The following is an 18,470-nucleotide window of genomic DNA, read 5'->3' on the forward strand; positions in this document are numbered from 1 at the left end:
AATGTTACGAAATGGTGAAAAATGCAGTTCACAGATAAAATTCCATGTTTTAAAACTAATAGTTTGTCTGTCATTCATTTTACTACTTAGTTCATGTTCTTACAATAATACTTCTAATAATCAGCTCTATGAAAAAAACATAATAACGATGGATACGCCAATGGATTTAAAGGCCTATGGCCCTAATGCCCAGAAAGCAGTAGATGAAAGTGTTAAAAAATTGTATCAACTAAATGATATGGCAAGTACTACTGTAAATAGCAGTGATATTATGAAAATCAACAATGCTTCAGGCAAAAATTATGTAAAGGTTAATCCTGAAATAATTAAAATGATAAAACTCTCACAAAAATATTCAAAAATAAGTAATGGTAAGTGGGATATTACAGTAGGTCCTATAGTAAACCTATGGGGAATAGGCACTGACAAAGCAAGATTGCCATCTGATTCAGAAATTAAATCTAAATTGCCACTGGTGGGATATAATAAGATCAAAATTGATGAAAAAAGTAACAGTGTTATGCTGGCTCAGCCTGGCATGGCTTTAGATTTAGGTGGAATTGCTAAAGGTTTTGCTGCTGATGAAGTATTAAAAATTTACAAAAAATATAATATAAAAAACGGACTTATAGATTTAGGCTCAAGTTCTATATATGCAGTTGGTAAAAATGAAAGTAACTCCCCTTGGGGAATAGGAATTAAAAACCCTAGAGGTGATGATATGCTAGGGACAGTTAAAATATCAAATCAAGCACTGTCTACCTCAGGTGATTATGAAAGATATTTTATAAAAAATGGTAAAAGATATCACCATATACTTGATCCCTCAACAGGATATCCTGTAGATACTGGAGTTATGAGTGTAACTGTTATAGTTGACAACAATATCTCTGATAATAATACCATAGCCGACATCATGTCTCTACTTATATTTGAATTAGGCCCTAAAGAAGGCGTAAATTTGGTAAACAAAACACCTGGTATATCTTGCGAAGTTACCACTAAAGATAATAAGATTTACACATCATCAAAATTTAAAGATAAATTTTCTGATTTAAATAAAAATTTTAAAATGGCAAATTAACATAGATTCATTATCTATTGAATTTTAAAAGGAGGACATTATGAAAAATCATGAAATTGAACAGGCTAAAGAACTTATAAATTATATTTACGAAAGTCCAACTTCCTTTCACGCAGTAAAAAATGCTGTATCTGAACTTAAAAAATTTGGATTTGTAGAAATTGAAGAGGGGGACGCCTTAAAAATAAAAAAGGGAGGTAAATATTTTGTAACTAAAAATCAATCTGCCCTTATTGCTTTTACAGTTGGAAAAGGCGAACTTGAAAATGAGGGGTTTAGAATAATAGGAGCTCATACTGATTCACCCAGCTTTAGAGTAAAACCAAATTCAGACATAGAAGTAGAAGGTGCTTATGTAAAGCTAAATACAGAAGTATACGGAGGCCCAATATTAAATACGTGGATGGACAGACCTCTTTCATTAGCAGGAAGGATTGTTCTAAAAGGTAAAGACTCATTTCATCCTGAGATAAAACTTTTAAACATAAAAAGACCTCTCATGATAATACCAAACTTAGCAATACATATGAATAGGAATATAAATTCAGGTGTTGAATTAAATAGGCAAAAGCATATGCTCCCTCTTTTATCACTAGTAAATAACAAATTCAAACATGGGCATTACCTTACTCAAATTATAAGTGAGGAACTTTCAGTACCCGAAGAAGATATATTGGATTTTGACTTATTCCTATACGAATTTGAAAAAGGCAGCATAATAGGAGCTGACCAGGAATTTATATCCTCGGGAAGACTGGATGATTTAAGCATGGTTTATTCAGGAATAAAAGCAATTTCAAATAGTAAGATTAAAAATACTACAAATGTAATGGTATGCTTTGATAATGAAGAAGTTGGAAGCACCACAAAACAGGGAGCAAATTCACCTATGCTCTTGTCTATATTAGAAAGAATAGCTTTCAATCTCGGCAAAAGCAAAGATGATTTTTACAGAGCTATATCAAAATCATTTATAATATCCTGTGATTTAGGTCATGCACTACATCCAAACTATGAAGAGAAATCTGACCCTGTAAACAGACCTATTATAAATAAAGGCCCTATTATAAAAATAAGTGCCAGTCAAAGTTATACTACAGACGCCGTATCCAGTGCCATATACAAAAATATATGCTGCAAAGCTGGAGTTCCTGTTCAAGTATTTGTGAATAGGTCTGACGAAAGAGGAGGTTCAACTATAGGTCCAATATCTTCAAGCCATATAAACATGACATCCTTAGACATGGGCTTAGCCATATTATCCATGCATTCTGTAAGAGAATTAGGTGGCATAAAAGATTATGTGTATGCCTTAGAATCTTTCAATAAATTTTACGATCTATAATATTTTATATAATTTATCCGATGACTACCTGCTCTAATACTCCCACGCACTCTGTAAAGCAACTATCACCAAATCTAAGAATTTGGGACATCTACTTTTCTCCAAGTTGTAGTAAAGAGCAGCTACGTCCCTAGATAACGATTTCTAAGCATCAGGTGGAGTCAAAACTCCATCTGATGCTTAGAACTCTGTTTATTTTAACATTTAAATTTACTTATCTGCTCATTAAATTTATCTACCATTTCTTCTAGCTGTTCTGAAAGTTTTGCAACACTTTCAGATGAGGCTAACATTTCCTCTGAAGATGCTGCTATTTCTTCCGATGAAGCTGATGTTTCTTCAAATACAGCAGTTACAGCTTCAACTTTTCCAACAATATCATTCTTGGAATTATTGGTAGACTCTAAAGATTCATTCACATCTTTAACTAGTGGTCTTATTGTCTCTATAGAAGAAGTCATTTCTTCAAAAGAATTATAGTTTTATCCACTATAACAGTTTGATTTTGAACTAAATTCTTAACTTTAAATGAAGAATATAGAATTTTCAAAGGTACTTGATTTGAAAGATCTTATCTCTTACCAAGAAGGTCAAGTCATAAGTAAAACTATAGCTCAAATACCTACTTCAAATATTACTTTATTTTCACTAGACAAAGGTGAAGGTATAAGTACGCATGTGACTTCTGGTGACGCTATGGTTCAAATACTAGATGGCACAGCTGAAATTACAATAGGTGGTAATGTTTTTATTTTAAAATCAGGTGAAACTATAATAATGCCTTCTGACATCCCTCATGGACTAAAAGCTGTAGAAAGATTCAAAATGCTTTTAACTGTAGTAAAACATTAACTCACTTTACACCTTAAAAGTTTTTAAAAAGTGTCTGGCTGCTGAGGACAAATATTGATTTTTCATCCATATTATAGCTGTCTGTGTTTCCACAGAAACTAGTTTAATTTTCTTATAATTCAAATTTGAATTGGGAATAAGTCCAATAGCAGCCTCAGGTACAATAGCTGTTCCTATTCCAGTACTTGCCCATAATAATATTGACCTGACGTCATCTCCTCTGCAAATAATCTTAGGTTCAAATCCTTCCTTGCGGCATGCCTTAACTATGACATCTTCAAATCTCCTATCTATTACTAGAGATTTGTTTGCAAGTTCAGTCATCCCTATATAATTCTGTTTTTCATTCCAATTTAAATTGCTACTAGCAGCTACCATTGACTCCTTTGGTAAACATATAGATTCAAAAATTTCTCCATTAAATGGTGTTCGTATAATTCCAATTTCTATTATTCCACTCTTTAGTAATTCTAATACTCTATGAGTATTTCCATCCCATATTTGAAAATCAATATCTGGATATTTTTTATAAAACTTTTGAATTCTATCTGGTAAAAGCGCTGCTCCTGAAGATGGTACTGTACCAATTGATAATGTTCCTTGGAGACCTTCATTTATATCTTTTAATTCTTTTTCAGTAGTTTCCATTAATTTTAACATTTGCTCAGCACGGTATTGTAATCTCTTACCTACATCTGTTAACTGTATTTTATGAGTATTTCTCTCTATAAGCTTAACACCCAACTCCTCCTCAAGTAATTTCAATTGATAGCTAAGTGGAGGTTGAGCCATATATAGCTTTTCAGCAGCTTTCGTTATATTTTTCTCTTTTGCAATTGCAAGAAAATATTTTAGCTGTTTGATGTCCATATAAATAATCACTTCCCAAATTACAGTTATATTTTATTAATATAATTGTAATACTTTTTATATATTTTTTGTATGTAATTTTCTTTGTTATAATTATACATGAAAATTTAACCATATTACTTTGTAAAAAATCTAAAACTAAACTACCATTTATTCATTCTAAGGAGGGTATCTATGACTAACAACTTAACCTTTTTATGTATAGCCTGCTTTTTTTCAGCTATTGTAGATTCTATATCTGGCGGAGGTGGAATAATAAGTTTGCCTGCCTTCTTACTAATAGGTATTCCCCCTCACCTAGCATTAGGGACAAATAAATTTACTTCTTGCTGCTCAACACTTTCTAGCTCAATTAAATTTGCTCGATCTAAAAAGGTAGACTTTAAAATACTAAAGTATTTACTTCCTTTCAGTTTTATCGGGGCTACTTTAGGGGTAAATGTTGTACTTAGCATAAAATCAAGTTACCTCAATGTAATAGTGCCTATATTATTACTATTTGTAGGGTTGTATAGCTTATTTTCTAAAAATATAGGACTTGAAGATAAATTTAATCATATATCATCAAAGAATATATGTTTAGGCATTATTCTTGCTTTATCTTTAGGATTTTATGATGGTTTTCTAGGTGCTGGTGTAGGTACTTTCCTAATTTTTGGACTTGTAAGCATATACAAATTTGATTTTGTAAGAGCCAGCGGAAATTGTAAAGTAATGAACTTTGTAGGTAATATTGCTTCTGTACTCGTATTTGCAATAAGGGGAGAAATTAATTATAAGATAGGTATCCCCATCGCATTATGCATGATAATAGGTGCAAATCTTGGGACAAGAATCGCTTTAATGAAAGGTTCTAAACTCATAAAACCTATTTTTGTTACTATGTCTCTAACTATAGCGGTTAAACTACTTTATAGTATGGTACCATAGAAGGTGATGCTATGAATTTTCTTATTATAAGTAATGATAAAGCGACTTATTGTCCATTAGCTGAAATTATTGAGAATAATGGCTTAGGTAAAATTATTCAAAGCAATCATTTGTTGGATTACGAAAAAGCAGATATACTTATTATGGAACTAGCAAAACCTGCTAATCGCAGCCTTGAAAGATTGCACAAATTAACTAATTTATTTAGCGGGGAAATCATCATAGTTTCACAAATAAGGGATAAAGAAGTTATTGCCAAATCATATTCTCTTGGAATTGAATATTACATTGTTAAACCGATATATTCCTCTGAAATAATAGAAATTCTTAAAAAAGTAATTAAACTTACACAATTTAAAAAATGTCTAAGAAATGCTAAAAATATATTCAAAAATTTGAAATTCTAATTATATACAAAGTAAAAATTCTTTTCTACTACTGTATACACTAAGTTAAAAATCATATATAAGTATTTTTTATTGCAGCTTAACTAACTTTACAAAATAGCTTAATAAACTTGATGGTTTTTCTCCTTCATAAAAATAGTAAGATAAAACATCATCAAACCATATTACTACAATACTTAATACATACCAGTAAATACTGTTTTTTAAACATATTTGTCCCATAAAGTTAAATTTTTCTTGTGAATAGTCCCATAAATTAAAATGCAAATATAAGTTAAAAAATACTCCTGTAAGTAGTTCTACTATACAAATTAAAGAACCTCCCATTATAACCTGCTGCCACATTTTCAAATTATAATATTCAGGTCTATCATTTAAGCTTCCAATTAATGCAGCACACAATCCTCCTATAGGAAACATCCAAAGGGACGTCCACCCGCACAAACTCCATTTACAAATACCACTAAAGCCTGTTAATGCACCACAGCATGCTCTAGAAATTATCTCTACATTTAAATAAATACTTCCAAATATGAAAAAATGGATTATCTTGTTCTTTTTATATTTCAAACAAAACACCTCTCATGTATAAGTCCATATACTAGTTTGTTCTATTTAATTTCTTCTTATTACTTTTTGTGACAAAAAAAGCATCCCTAACCTGCTGTAAATATTGCTACAATAGGCAAGTGGATGTTTCTATATTTAAAACCTGTAATTTTACTCTGTCAAATTACCACCTAACTTTACATTGAAAGTCTTATAAAGCTACACATTTAATCTTTTAAACAATTTTAAACCTCTGAACTATTCCATCTAACGTTACTGCCAGGGTATTTATTTTCTCTATAGATTCAACTATATTCTCAACAGCTGATTCTTGCTCCTCCATTATTGCTGCAACTTCTTCTGTTGATGATGATGATTTTTCTATTATTGTAGATATTTCTTCATTCGACCTAATCAAATGATCTTTGCTTTCATTAACCTCATTAATATTACATTCTAAGTCTTCAATTTGAAGCATAGTATTAGAAATTGATTTACCGATAAATTGAAATGATTTCATGCATAACACCATTGACTTATTCACTTCCATACCGGTAATTTTAGCTTCATCCATATTATCCTTATTTAAAGCTATTTCTTCTTGTATTTCGTTCAATATCTTACCTATTTTACGAGTTTCATCAAGAGAACTATCTGCAAGTTTTTTAATTTCATCTGCAACAACCGCAAACCCCTTACCACTTTCTCCAGCCCTAGACGCCTCAATAGACGCATTTAAAGCTAAAAGATTTGTTTGCTCTGCAATAGAATTAATTGTAGACATAATTTCACCTATCAAATTTGATTTTTTGCATAAATTATCTATATTATTACCTAAATTTTTTGAGATCTTATCATTTTTGTTCAAATTTTCATTAAGTGCTTCAATAGATTCACAACCTTGCCCCTGCATTTTTTTCATTTCCTTTGAGTACTTTCCAAGATTAGAAATACTTAAAACAGATTTTTCTATATCACTAGCAAGTAAATTTAATTTGTAAAAGCTATTTTGTATTTTATCTACTTGTTCTCTAGTTCCTTTGGCCAGTTCATTAATAGTTTTCGTAATAACAGCAATAGAAGATGTTGTCTGTGATGAAGACACAGTCATACAATCCAAATATTGTACAATTTCTGTAGAATGTTGCTCTATCGTTTGGACTGTTTCTAATAGTTCCTTCCTAAGTAACTCCAAACTGTTTCCCATAATACCTATTTCATTTTTATTAGATATTATAATATTTAAATTAGAACAATCATTTTTTGTTAAGTCTAACTTGGCCATTTTAGTAATAAAGTCAGTTGCCACTTCTATTGGTTTAGATATTCTTTTTCCCATACATAATGCAGCAACTGTTGAAAATATTATTCCTATTATAATAGCTCCTAAAATTGTATATATCGTGTTATTTAAACTCTTAAGTACTTCTTTACTAGGAACAATAATCCCTACAATTTGTCCATTATATGCGGTATAATATGCAAATAACATTTTTTGCCCTTCAAAGTTTATTTCAATAACCGATGACTTATTATTTTTTATTTTACTTATTACATTTTTATATTTTCCGCCATTCATAGTACCTAAATTATATTTATATGTTATGCTTTTATCAACTATAAAAGTATAGTCGCTGCTTAACAAAAATGCCCTACCAGTATCATACACTCTTGTATTTAATATCAAGCTTTTTAAACCCTCAAAAGACATATCTGCTCCTACTACCCCTACTAGTACATTGTTAAGATATATAGGCACAGTATATGATATTACATTTATATTTCTTAAAGAATCAACATAGGGTTTAGACCATAGTCCTTTCCTTGACTTAATAGGATCATAATACCAGGACATTTTACTATCGCCTTTTTTATAGTCTGCAAGTGTGTATAAATTAAATTTAATATTACCTTGGTTTTTCACATTGTCATATTCATACCCTATATCATAAGTTTCATGTCCTCCTGTAAATTCTGGATCAAAATTTATATATAAATCTACAATATTTTTATTATTTTCACCTAGGCTTTTCATTAGTAGCCCTATATTATTTTCATATTCATTCATATAATTTGTATCATTAATCTTTGAAACGTCAATACTCTGAAGAATTGCTTTTGACAGTTCATCTACCGTACTTTCCATTTTAATAGGTTGTATAGAATATTCATTTCCTTTACTGGATGCTATATTCAACAACTTGTCAATTGCTTCCGATTTAATTACCTGTGTTGATTTTATAATGCTAACACCACCTACTATAATAGCAACTAAAATAAAACAAACTACTATAGTAGAAACTATTTTTGTTATGATTTTATTCTTCAACTCGAAACCTTCCTCCTTAACGGACTAAGTTCATTTCATGTACTTTTTTAAATTAATACCCAGTGAAACTTTAAATTTAAATCATTCCACTGGGTCAATTTGAAAAGGCTATATTCTATTTTACATTTTTTCTACATTTGTGATTGTAGTATCATAAACTCTCAATACATTTTAAACTGCTGGTTGTTGTTGTGTAATGCAGTGAATATTTCCTCCACCATATACTACTTCTCGAGTATTAACTCCAACTGCCTTACGTTCTGGGAACATAGCTTGAACCTGTTTCAATGCTAATGCATCATTTTCATCTCCATACTGAGGAACAATAACCCCACCATTTACAATTAAGAAATTCATATATGAAGCAATACAAATGTCTCCGTCTTCTCTTGGCATAGTTCCTTCAATGGCATCTATAGCAAAGTCACCTGAAATTGTAACTGGTTTTTCTGGTAAACACAATTTGTGAACCTTTAATTTACGTCCCTTTGCATCTGTTGCTTCACATAAAGTCTTGTATGCTGCCTGTGCCTCTTCGTAGAATGGATTTTTCTTATCGTCTGTATAAATACAAGCTACTTCTCCAGGACGTATGAAACAAGCTACATCATCAATGTGTCCATTAGTTTCTTCTGGATCAATACCATCTTTAACCCAAATTACTTTTTCACAATTCAAATAATCGCAAAGCTTTTTCTCTATTTCTTCTTTACTCATGTGAGGGTTACGACCTTCACTTAATAAACACATTTCAGTTGTTATTACTGTACCTTCTCCATCTATATGAATTGACCCTCCTTCTAATACAAAACCTGTAGTTCTGTATGTATCAATTCCCTCAATTTCACATACCTTACGTGCTACTAAATCATCTTGGTCCCAAGGGAAATAAAGTCCATCTACAAGGCCACCCCATGCATTGAATTCCCAGTCACATCCTCTAATTTCGCCCTTATCATTAATTACAAAAGAAGGACCACAATCACGAATCCAAGAATCATTACTTGCTATTTCAACTACTCTAATTTCTGATGGTAACTGCTCACGGCAATTTGCATATTGTTCTTTAGAAACACACATAGTAACTGGTTCAAACTTATTGATAGCTTTTGCTACTTCAGCGTATGCTTTCTGTGCAGGTTTTGCTCCATCTCTCCAGTTATCTGGTCTTTCTGGCCATAACATCCAAGTCCTTGTATGTTTTTCAAATTCTCCAGGCATTCTGTATCCATCCTGTTTTGGTGTTGTTCCTTCAATTCTTTTTGTCATAATTATAACCCTCCTAATTTTAGATCAATATTTTATGTTAATTATTGATTTTGCTTTACTAGTTCTTCATTTCTAATTTTTTTCACTCTTATAAAAATTTCTTCAAATCCATAACCTATAATAGCTCCTATTGTAATCGGCAATTTTGCTCCAACATCATCTGCAGATAATGGTACAGCAGTCAAAATGATAGCTATTATAGCTATTATCATTGGAGCATATGCTGCTAGCTTAATAACAAAATTACTTCCACCAACCTTAAATGGTCTTTCCTTATCAGAATCAATTTTACGAAGCTTTAAGAAAGCTGGAAACATTGGTATATAGCTTGACAAAAACATAACTAAATTTAAAGCAAAAAAGCTCCAAAATAAATCTTGATTAGGTATAAATGGTGCAATTACAACAACAACAGTTGCAACAATACCATTCATTATAGATACTCCTATAGGCATACCATTTTTTTTACTCTTTCCAATAAATACTTTTGGCATATTTCCATCTTCTGCCGCATATTGAACTACATTATTAACACCTAATGACCATGAAATCATATTTCCAAACAATGTAAGCATAAATATAAAAGCCATAACTCCAATAAACATTCCAGTTTTTTGGCCTGTCAATATCTGAAGAGCATCAATCATTCCACTGCTTGTGCTAATTTGAGATGTAGGTATTGCAGCACTAATACCAAAACTTGAAAATATATAAATTGCAGCTATAACAATACCACCGATAATAATTGCCTGTGGAATTTGCTTTTTTGGGTTTTCCATGCTATCTGTAAAAGTACATACAACTTCAAATCCCAACATATTGAATATTATTACTGAAATAAGTGATATACTCTTCATATCCAAAGTTGGTAAAAAGGACCTTAGGGTAAATGGATTAGCCACACCATGTGTCATAGCGCCATAAATTCCTAGACCTCCAAGTGTGAGTGCCAAAAGCATTTTTAGAACTGCTGCTCCATTAAGAATCCATACACTATCACTTACTGGATAAAAGCTAATAAATACAACAATCCAAATAAATGCAAGTTCTATTATAATTGTTGGCAATGTTGGTATTGCGGCGCCTGTAATTATTTGTAAAATCTGAGGTATCATAACGGCCAGAGAAGCCATCCATAGTGGAAAATTAAGCCAGTAATACCAAGCTGTCCTAGATGCCATTCTATTTCCAAAAGCTCTCTTTACCCAATCATACATACCTCCTTGTCCCTCATAAGTCGTACCAAGTTCTACTGCTATTAATCCATAAGGTAATAAAAATGCCACTATAAGTAATATCCACCAAAAGAACTGCTGATTTCCAATTGCAGCTACAGGAGCAGCTGCTTCTGCTACAAATACTACACATATAACTGTTAAAATGACATCAAACATCCTAAACTTTTTTTTATCATTATCCATTTTAAATTTCTCCTTTCCTACTTTAATTTTCTCTTCGCTTCTTGTTCTTATAAATTGTTTACATATTGTTTTATATAACCTTTATTCATTACACTACATTCCGGAAATAGCATAATTTGGATTATTTTTAGGGCCTAAATTTTATTTTTCATATTACTACATTTAAATGTTTACAATATTTTTATTAAGCAATCCTCGTGCCAATAAAAAAAAGCCTTGAATCGCGCGAATTCAAGGCTTTTTTTTATACTAATTTAAAAAATTATGTCAAAGTGACATAAAAATATATAAACACCGTATTATATCTAGGTTTCTGGATTTAAAAATGCATTTCATATTGAAATATATGATAAAACTATATACTTTAAATATAAAATACAATATCATCTAATTGTATTTTACTGTACAAAAAATTAAAATTAGTATGTTATTATATTTTTCATGCTAATTTTAAATATAATAACATACTAATCTTTATCAAGAAATATTAATCATGTCGGGGGGGTCGAGGTGATATTTAGCAATTTTTCTGTAAACTGATGACCTGCTTATTCCAAGAACCTCTGCAACTCTAATCTTTCCAGCTTCATCCCATCCAAACCAATCTAGTGTTTTTCTAAGCACCTCCTTCTCCATTTCCTCAATTGGCACAATACCCTCTGGCTTTATTTTTACTTCATTTTCTCCTATAAACTCATTTGGCAAACTTGCCTCAGTTATATAATTGCTGTTTTCAAAATTCATTGCATATTCAATTACATTTCTAAGTTCCCTTACATTCCCCTCCCACTTATGAATCTTAAATAATTTTTTAACTTTAGGACTTAAGCCAATTATATTTTTTCTAAACACCTTACAATACTTTTCAATTAAATAATCACTTATGAGAAAAATATCATCTTTTCTTTCTATCAAGCTGGGAATTTTAAAACATATTACATTTAGTCTATAATATAGATCTTTTCTAAATTTACCTTCCTCTACCATCTTTTTAAGTTCTATATTTGTTGCCCCTATTATTCTAACGTTTACACCAACTTCTTTATTTGAACCTATTCTGCATATTTTTCTATCTTCTATAACTCTTAATATTTTATTTTGCATAAACTGGCTCATATTTTCTATTTCATCTAAAAAAATTGTTCCTCCATCAGCTTCTTCGAACTTTCCAACTTTTCCATTGGAGTTTGCACCTGTAAAGGCTCCCTTTTCATAACCAAAGAGTTCACTCTCCAGAAGTGAATCAGGTATAGCACCACAGTTGACTACTATAAACTTTTTATTCCTCCTTGGTGAAATATCATGAATAGCTTTTGCAAACAGTTCTTTTCCTGTGCCTGTCTGTCCTAATAAAAGAATGGTAGAATCGTATCTTCCAACTATTTTAACTTTTTCCTTGAGATTTAGCATAACACTACTTTCGCCAATAATTCTAGAAAGGTACTCTCTTTCTTTACTATTTCCTGCATTTGCTTTCTTTTCAACAGTGCATAAAATATACTTTATTCTTTTTTCTTCTATTAGATGTTTAATTGCATATGTAATACTGTCTTCTATATCAATTAACTTTACTTCTTTATTTTTTTCATCATCTTTATAAAAATCCTTTTCTATACCATCTATAAATTTTTCAATTTTGCTCATATCACTATAAGTATTAAAAATATTTCCGCATTTTTCATTGAAGTAAGCTATATTTTTAATTAGATCAAAAAATATTACGCCTCTATCATACATATCCATGATATTAATATACTTATCAAGAATACTGTTATCAAAAGTATTTTTTTTATCATAATATTTTAAAGTAAACATATACAACATCCCTTTTTAGCTTAATTTTTTAATTTATAAACTTATAGTACTTTTTACAAGCAACATTTATACCAAATAAAAAAACCCTATAAACATATGATTTAAAGGGTTTTTCATTATATTAAATTATAAATTCATCTCAATTTGACATCTCAATTTGAAATATTGTTTACACTATATTCAAGTCCATACTTTATAACTTTTCTGTAAACTGATGACCTGCTTATTCCAAGAGCTTCTGCGGCTTTAATTTTTCCAGCTTCATCCCACCCAAACCAGTCTAACGTCTTTCTAAGTATTTCCTTTTCCATTTCCTCAATTGATATAATATCTTTTGGCTCTATTTTTACTTCATCTTCTCCTATAAATTCATTTGGCAAACTTGTCTCAGTTATATAATTGCTGTTTTCAAAATTCATTGCATATTCAATTACATTCCTAAGTTCTCTTACATTACCATCCCACTTATGAATCTTAAATAACTTTTTAACTTCAGCACTTAAATCAATTATATTTTTTTTAAATATCTTACAATACTTTTTAATCAAATAATCACTTATGAGAAAAATGTCATCTTTTCTTTCTATCAAGCTGGGAATTTTAAAACATATTACATTTAGTCTATAATATAGATCTTTTCTAAATTTACCTTCCTCTACCATCTTTTTAAGTTCTATATTTGTTGCCCCTATTATTCTAACGTTTACACCAACTTCTTTATTTGAACCTATTCTGCATATTTTTCTATCTTCTATAACTCTTAATATTTTATTTTGCATAAACTGGCTCATATTTTCTATTTCATCTAAAAAAATTGTTCCTCCATCAGCTTCTTCGAACTTTCCAACTTTTCCATTGGAGTTTGCACCTGTAAAGGCTCCCTTTTCATAACCAAAGAGTTCACTCTCCAGAAGTGAATCAGGTATAGCACCACAGTTGACTACTATAAACTTTTTATTCCTCCTTGGTGAAATATCATGAATAGCTTTTGCAAACAGTTCTTTTCCTGTACCTGTCTGTCCCAATAAAAGAATGGTAGAATCGTATCTTCCAACTATTTTAACCTTTGCCTTGAGATTTAACATGACATCGCTTTCACCAATGATTTTAGAAATATATGAACTTTTTTCGATATTTCTTTTATTGGACTTCCTTTCAATAGTACATAAAATATACTTTATTTTTTTTCCTTCTATTAAATGTTTAATTGTATATGTAATATCAGTTTCTAAGCCTGTCAAATTTACTTCTTTATTTTCTCTATCATCTTCATAAAAATCTTTTTCTATACCATTTATAAACTTTTCAATTTCGCTCATACCACTATCAGTATTAAAAATATTCTTACATTTTTCATTGAAGTAAGCTGTATTTTTAATTAAATCAAAAAATATTACGCCTTTATCATACATATTCATAATATTGATATATTTATCAAGAATACTGTTATTGAAAGCATTTTTTTCATCATAATACTTCAAAATGAACATATACAATCACTCTTTTCTTCTAATTCACTTTATAATATCATAATTTTCTACAAATTTCTACAAATATTAAAATTCACTTTTAATTATATTTTACTTAATCATTTGGTATAGTTTATGCTTCATTATTTAATTTGAAGGAGTGATTTAAATGAAAATAATTGATTCACATTTACATTTTTCAAATATTAATAGTTTTAAAGAAGCAGCCTTAAACTTATCAAAAGTAAACTACTCCAGTACAGGATTAAAGGAGGAATTTGAAAAAAGCCACGTAATCATGGGCATAGGTATGGGATTAACAGAAAAAGAAATTGGAGGATTTCCAGATTTAAATTCTAATAATCCTATGGATTTAGATCTTGAAGAAAAAATACCTGATAATCTAGTTTACTGTTTAGGAATTAATCCACAAAAATTAAATGATGAAGAACTATCAAAAATTGAAAAAAGAATTAAAAATAGTAAAGTAGTAGGATTAAAAATTTATCCGGGATATTATCCTTATTATGTTTGGGACAAAATATACGACCCTATATATAAATTAGCTTCATCTTATAAAATACCAGTTGTCATCCATGGCGGTGATCCATATTCAAGCAAAGCCCTTGTAAAATATTCTCATCCAATACACATAGATGAACTTGCAGTAAACCATAGAGATATAAATTTTGTTATTGCTCACTTTGGAAACCCATGGATAATGAGTGCTGCTGAAGTGATATATAAAAATTCCAATGTTTACACTGATCTTTCAGGACTTTTAGTAGGAAATCAAAATGATATCGAGGCATTTAAAAATGACCAGTATTTTATCCAGCATATTCAAAGAGGAATTACATTTATTAAAGTTATTCCAAATTGGTACGAAAAATTTCTATTTGGAACAGACTGGCCATTGGTACCTATAAAAAATTATGTTGAACTTATAAAGTCCCTTTTTGATGAAAAATTTTATGATTATATCTTTTATAAAAATGCTTTAAAAGTATTTCCTAAATTGAATAACTTTTTTAGGTAAATGTTATGAGTATTTAACTCATAACATTTACCTATTCTATTCTCAATGGGACTATATTCTTATTGAAAATAACTACATTTAACATTATTATAAGAGTATCACAATATTAACTACACTAGATAATCCGGAGGGATAGAATGAAAAAATTGAAACTTAAATCTGACAAAGTAATAACATTTTATGAATACATAATAAAAAGATTCTTATTTATAATAATTTTATGTGTAGCATTAACATCAGTAATTTATTATGTATATTGTACAAATATAATGATAAATGATACAAAAGATGCCCTAAAAAAAGTTGCAGTAGCATCCCAATATATTATAAATGGAGACGAACACGAAAAAATAACTACTTATACTTCAAAGCAATATAAAGAAATGTGTAATATCCTTACAGAATTCAGACGTAAAAGTAATGTATCTGATGTATATACTATGATAAAATCAGATAACTCACATACAAAGTTTGTACTTGCTTCCTATGATGCACAATCAACCTTTATGAAAGATTATATGTTTAATGATAAAATGAAGTCAGCATACTATAATGGGAAAGTTACAGTTTTAGATACTCCTATTACTGACCTTGAAGGTACATTTTATTCAGCATATGCTCCTCTTTATAATTCCAGGGGAAAAGTAGTAGCTTTAATTGGAGTAGATATATCAGCACAGGAAATAATAAATTTAAAACATAAAGTATTTATAACATTTATTTTATTGTTTTTACTCACCTGTTTAATTGGAATACTTATTAGTTATTTCTCTGTTAAACCTATAAATAAGGTTATAAAATCATTAAATGGGCTTGTATTAAAAGTTTCACAGGGTGATTTCTCCTCAGACTTTGATGAATCTATTATTAAAATCAAGGAGATAAAAGATTTTACTCATACTATTAACACTATGAATAAAAACATAAGCTTTTTAATAAAAATAATTTCTCAAAATTCCAGAGAAATTGAATTAAAAGCAGAAAAATTGAACTCTTTAGTAGATAAAGTAAATTTATCTGCTCAAGTAATTACATCAATAGTTGAGGAAATGGTTTATACCTACGAAAATATAAGAAATTTTACTATAGAAACTATAAGAAAAAATAAAAATAATTATACAACAAACCTTGAAAAAACTTATACTGGTTTTAAAAACTTAGTTGACAATTTCAATGAAGAAGTTAAAAAAGTTACTGACAACTTTAATAAGTTGAAACTTGTATGCTTAAATAATACAAAAAGCCCTGACACCAAACTTATTAAAAAGTATATGGATAATCTTGATAACGAATTAGAAGAGATAAATAACATGTTTAATCTGTCATTAGATATTTTACATGAACTAAATGCCAATGATATAAGAAATAATAAATTATCGGAAAACGAACTATTTAATTATAACAATAAAATAATTGAAAAGTTTGACAAAGTCAATAGTGCTAATGTTTACATATCTGATGGCATAAACGATCAGGCAAAAGCAATTGAAGGAATTCTCGAAGAAATAGTAAATTTAAAAGAGATTTCAAATAATTTAAATAAGAACCTTAAAAAAATTAACTACTATAAGAAAAGCTAATATTATATTTAGACAGTACTAAAAAGTACCATATAAATTTCCAACCTGGAATTTTATATGGTACTTTTAATCTAGCAAATATTTTAATAGATATTAGAGAGTGTTAGATTTTTTCTGTAAATTAGCTTTCTATGATATTTTAGAAAGACAGCTATGTAAAAAATTATTTCTGTCTTAATTTCAAATATATAATTTAAAAATGAGTATGTCAATAACGCCTAAGAAAAAAGGCGTTATTTTTATAAAAATTTTATTCGGGAAGTCTGCCATCATACATTATGGATAGTTCACCATAAACCTTACCCCAGTTTCTGAGGACTGACGTCCATTTCTTAGTTGCCTCAAATGTTGCAAGATAAAGTGCCTTTAGAAGTGCAGTATCACTTGGAAATACGCTTCTTTGACTGTTTAATCTGCGGTATGTGCTATTAAGGCTTTCTATGGCATTCGTTGTATATATTACTTTTCTGACTTCTGGTGAAAATTTGAATATAGGGGTTATAGCATCCCAATTTTTCAACCAGCTTCGCATAGATCCTGGATATTTATCATTCCACTTCTTAGTTACAATTTCCAGATTTTTATGAGCAGTTTCCTCAGATGGAGCCTGATATATACTCTTAAGATCCTTTGCAAAATCTTTCTTGTGTTTATAAGATACATATTTAAGTGTATTTCTTATCTGATGTACGATGCATCTTTGGTATTCTGTGTCCGGAAAGGACGCATTTATAGATTCTTTTATGCCAGAAAGACCATCTGCACAAAGTATGAGGATATCTTTAACTCCTCTGTTTTTAAGCTCATTTAAAACACCAAGCCAGTATTTGCTGCTCTCGTTCTCACCTATATTTATGGAAAGCACATCTTTTATTCCGGCATCATTTATTCCCATGATTATATAGGCCGCAAGTTTTTTTACTATACCATTATCTCTAACAGAAAAATGTACTGCATCTATGAAAACAATTGGATAAACTGTAGACAATGGACGCTGCTGCCACTGTTCAATCTCTGGTAATATGCGGTCTGTTATGTTAGATATCATACTTTCACTTGCTTCAAAACCATATATGTCTTCAATAATTTCAGATATTTGTCTTGTAGTCATACCTTTTGCATACATCGATATTATTTTGTCTTCTATGCTTGATATGTCCTTCTGGCGCTTTGCTACAGCCTGCGGCTGAAATGTACTGTTCCTATCTTGAGGTACATCAATCTCTACTTCACCATATTTACTTCGTACTTTCTTGCTTTTCTTACCATTCCTGTAGTTAGCTTCATCTGAGCGTCCATACTTTTCATAGCCAAGATGGTTGTCCATCTCACCTTCCAGCATCTCCTGAAGAGTTCCTCCCAGTAGATCTTTCAGTGCATCTTGAATGTCCTCTGCAGATTTGATATCATACTCACTTATAAGAGAAGTTATAATATTTCTCTTACCATCTGTCATTGGTTTTACCTTATAAACATCTTTTTTCCTTGCCATAAAAAAAGCCTCCTATAAT

General features: G+C 29.9%; 16 protein-coding genes. 7 read left to right on the forward strand and 9 right to left on the reverse strand.

Features of this window, described 5'->3' with window-relative positions:
• The first annotated feature begins 1 nt into the window (after position 1).
• Positions 2 to 1,084: an FAD:protein FMN transferase gene (locus DMR38_RS21255; RefSeq protein WP_127723698.1), complete on the forward strand. Its 1,083-nt coding sequence runs from the start codon at positions 2 to 4 to the stop codon at positions 1,082 to 1,084.
• A 40-nt stretch (positions 1,085 to 1,124) separates the two neighbouring features.
• The gene (locus DMR38_RS21260) at positions 1,125 to 2,429 is read left to right on the forward strand and encodes a M18 family aminopeptidase (protein ID WP_127723700.1); all 1,305 of its coding nucleotides are present in this window, start codon (positions 1,125 to 1,127) and stop codon (positions 2,427 to 2,429) included.
• Positions 2,430 to 2,626: 197 nt separating this feature from the next.
• Here the strand turns inward: DMR38_RS21260 and DMR38_RS21265 are convergent, their stop codons facing one another.
• A complete protein-coding gene (locus tag DMR38_RS21265) occupies positions 2,627 to 2,890 on the reverse strand; it encodes a hypothetical protein (RefSeq protein ID WP_127723702.1) in 264 nt (87 codons plus the stop codon).
• Positions 2,891 to 2,957: 67 nt separating this feature from the next.
• On the opposite strand from DMR38_RS21265, the gene DMR38_RS21270 reads away from it, so the two are divergent.
• Positions 2,958 to 3,281: a cupin domain-containing protein gene (locus tag DMR38_RS21270; RefSeq protein WP_127723704.1), complete on the forward strand. Its 324-nt coding sequence runs from the start codon at positions 2,958 to 2,960 to the stop codon at positions 3,279 to 3,281.
• Positions 3,282 to 3,287: 6 nt separating this feature from the next.
• On the opposite strand, the gene DMR38_RS21275 is transcribed toward DMR38_RS21270, so the two are convergent.
• A complete protein-coding gene (locus tag DMR38_RS21275) occupies positions 3,288 to 4,151 on the reverse strand; it encodes a LysR family transcriptional regulator (RefSeq protein ID WP_127723706.1) in 864 nt (287 codons plus the stop codon).
• Between the two features lie 174 nt (positions 4,152 to 4,325).
• Between DMR38_RS21275 and DMR38_RS21280 the strand changes: the two genes are divergently transcribed.
• Both DMR38_RS21280 and DMR38_RS21285 read left to right on the forward strand, forming a co-directional pair.
• Entirely contained in the window at positions 4,326 to 5,081 is a 756-nt protein-coding gene (locus DMR38_RS21280; RefSeq protein ID WP_127723708.1) for a TSUP family transporter, read from the forward strand.
• A gap of 11 nt (positions 5,082 to 5,092) precedes the next feature.
• The gene (locus DMR38_RS21285; protein ID WP_127723710.1) at positions 5,093 to 5,488 is read left to right on the forward strand and encodes a response regulator; all 396 of its coding nucleotides are present in this window, start codon (positions 5,093 to 5,095) and stop codon (positions 5,486 to 5,488) included.
• Between the two features lie 69 nt (positions 5,489 to 5,557).
• Here DMR38_RS21285 and DMR38_RS21290 read toward each other — a convergent pair whose 3' ends face one another.
• From DMR38_RS21290 to DMR38_RS21315, 6 genes are all read right to left on the reverse strand, one after another.
• Entirely contained in the window at positions 5,558 to 6,058 is a 501-nt protein-coding gene (locus tag DMR38_RS21290; RefSeq protein WP_127723712.1) for a hypothetical protein, read from the reverse strand.
• Between the two features lie 214 nt (positions 6,059 to 6,272).
• Complete coding sequence (locus DMR38_RS21295) at positions 6,273 to 8,366, reverse strand: methyl-accepting chemotaxis protein (protein ID WP_127723714.1); 2,094 nt, start codon at positions 8,364 to 8,366, stop codon at positions 6,273 to 6,275.
• Between the two features lie 171 nt (positions 8,367 to 8,537).
• Positions 8,538 to 9,635, reverse strand: coding sequence for an agmatine deiminase (gene aguA / locus DMR38_RS21300; protein WP_127723716.1), 1,098 nt, complete (start codon positions 9,633 to 9,635; stop codon positions 8,538 to 8,540).
• 41 nt (positions 9,636 to 9,676) lie between these two features.
• Positions 9,677 to 11,056, reverse strand: coding sequence for an APC family permease (locus tag DMR38_RS21305; protein WP_127723718.1), 1,380 nt, complete (start codon positions 11,054 to 11,056; stop codon positions 9,677 to 9,679).
• A gap of 477 nt (positions 11,057 to 11,533) precedes the next feature.
• Positions 11,534 to 12,871 carry a sigma 54-interacting transcriptional regulator gene (locus DMR38_RS21310; protein WP_127723720.1) on the reverse strand — a complete coding sequence of 446 codons (1,338 nt, stop codon included), beginning with the start codon at positions 12,869 to 12,871 and terminating at the stop codon, positions 11,534 to 11,536.
• A 152-nt stretch (positions 12,872 to 13,023) separates the two neighbouring features.
• On the reverse strand, positions 13,024 to 14,361 hold the full coding sequence (locus DMR38_RS21315; RefSeq protein ID WP_127723722.1) for a sigma 54-interacting transcriptional regulator: 1,338 nt from the start codon (positions 14,359 to 14,361) through the stop codon (positions 13,024 to 13,026).
• A 148-nt stretch (positions 14,362 to 14,509) separates the two neighbouring features.
• Between DMR38_RS21315 and DMR38_RS21320 the strand changes: the two genes are divergently transcribed.
• Together DMR38_RS21320 and DMR38_RS21325 are read left to right on the forward strand one after the other, a co-directional pair.
• The gene (locus DMR38_RS21320; protein WP_127723724.1) at positions 14,510 to 15,379 is read left to right on the forward strand and encodes an amidohydrolase family protein; all 870 of its coding nucleotides are present in this window, start codon (positions 14,510 to 14,512) and stop codon (positions 15,377 to 15,379) included.
• Between the two features lie 137 nt (positions 15,380 to 15,516).
• Entirely contained in the window at positions 15,517 to 16,959 is a 1,443-nt protein-coding gene (locus tag DMR38_RS21325) for a hypothetical protein (RefSeq protein WP_127723726.1), read from the forward strand.
• A 250-nt stretch (positions 16,960 to 17,209) separates the two neighbouring features.
• On the opposite strand, the gene DMR38_RS21330 is transcribed toward DMR38_RS21325, so the two are convergent.
• On the reverse strand, positions 17,210 to 18,415 hold the full coding sequence (locus tag DMR38_RS21330) for an IS256 family transposase (protein WP_175413103.1): 1,206 nt from the start codon (positions 18,413 to 18,415) through the stop codon (positions 17,210 to 17,212).
• Between the last annotated feature and the right edge of the window lie 55 nt (positions 18,416 to 18,470).

The organism is Clostridium sp. AWRP, from assembly GCF_004006395.2.
Classification (GTDB): domain Bacteria; phylum Bacillota; class Clostridia; order Clostridiales; family Clostridiaceae; genus Clostridium_B.

Bases quoted from the DNA above. Each gene is read 5' to 3' on its own strand.
- aguA (WP_127723716.1), bottom strand. From the start codon at position 9,635: ATGACAAAAAGAATTGAAGGAACAACACCAAAACAGGATGGATACAGA.
- DMR38_RS21260 (WP_127723700.1), top strand. From the start codon at position 1,125: ATGAAAAATCATGAAATTGAACAGGCTAAAGAACTTATAAATTATATT.
- DMR38_RS21330 (WP_175413103.1), bottom strand. From the start codon at position 18,415: ATGACAGATGGTAAGAGAAATATTATAACTTCTCTTATAAGTGAGTAT.
- DMR38_RS21285 (WP_127723710.1), top strand. From the start codon at position 5,093: ATGAATTTTCTTATTATAAGTAATGATAAAGCGACTTATTGTCCATTA.
- DMR38_RS21255 (WP_127723698.1), top strand. From the start codon at position 2: ATGTTACGAAATGGTGAAAAATGCAGTTCACAGATAAAATTCCATGTT.
- DMR38_RS21305 (WP_127723718.1), bottom strand. From the start codon at position 11,056: ATGGATAATGATAAAAAAAAGTTTAGGATGTTTGATGTCATTTTAACA.
- DMR38_RS21310 (WP_127723720.1), bottom strand. From the start codon at position 12,871: ATGTTTACTTTAAAATATTATGATAAAAAAAATACTTTTGATAACAGT.
- DMR38_RS21315 (WP_127723722.1), bottom strand. From the start codon at position 14,361: ATGTTCATTTTGAAGTATTATGATGAAAAAAATGCTTTCAATAACAGT.
- DMR38_RS21275 (WP_127723706.1), bottom strand. From the start codon at position 4,151: ATGGACATCAAACAGCTAAAATATTTTCTTGCAATTGCAAAAGAGAAA.
- DMR38_RS21320 (WP_127723724.1), top strand. From the start codon at position 14,510: ATGAAAATAATTGATTCACATTTACATTTTTCAAATATTAATAGTTTT.
- DMR38_RS21325 (WP_127723726.1), top strand. From the start codon at position 15,517: ATGAAAAAATTGAAACTTAAATCTGACAAAGTAATAACATTTTATGAA.
- DMR38_RS21270 (WP_127723704.1), top strand. From the start codon at position 2,958: ATGAAGAATATAGAATTTTCAAAGGTACTTGATTTGAAAGATCTTATC.
- DMR38_RS21280 (WP_127723708.1), top strand. From the start codon at position 4,326: ATGACTAACAACTTAACCTTTTTATGTATAGCCTGCTTTTTTTCAGCT.
- DMR38_RS21265 (WP_127723702.1), bottom strand. From the start codon at position 2,890: ATGACTTCTTCTATAGAGACAATAAGACCACTAGTTAAAGATGTGAAT.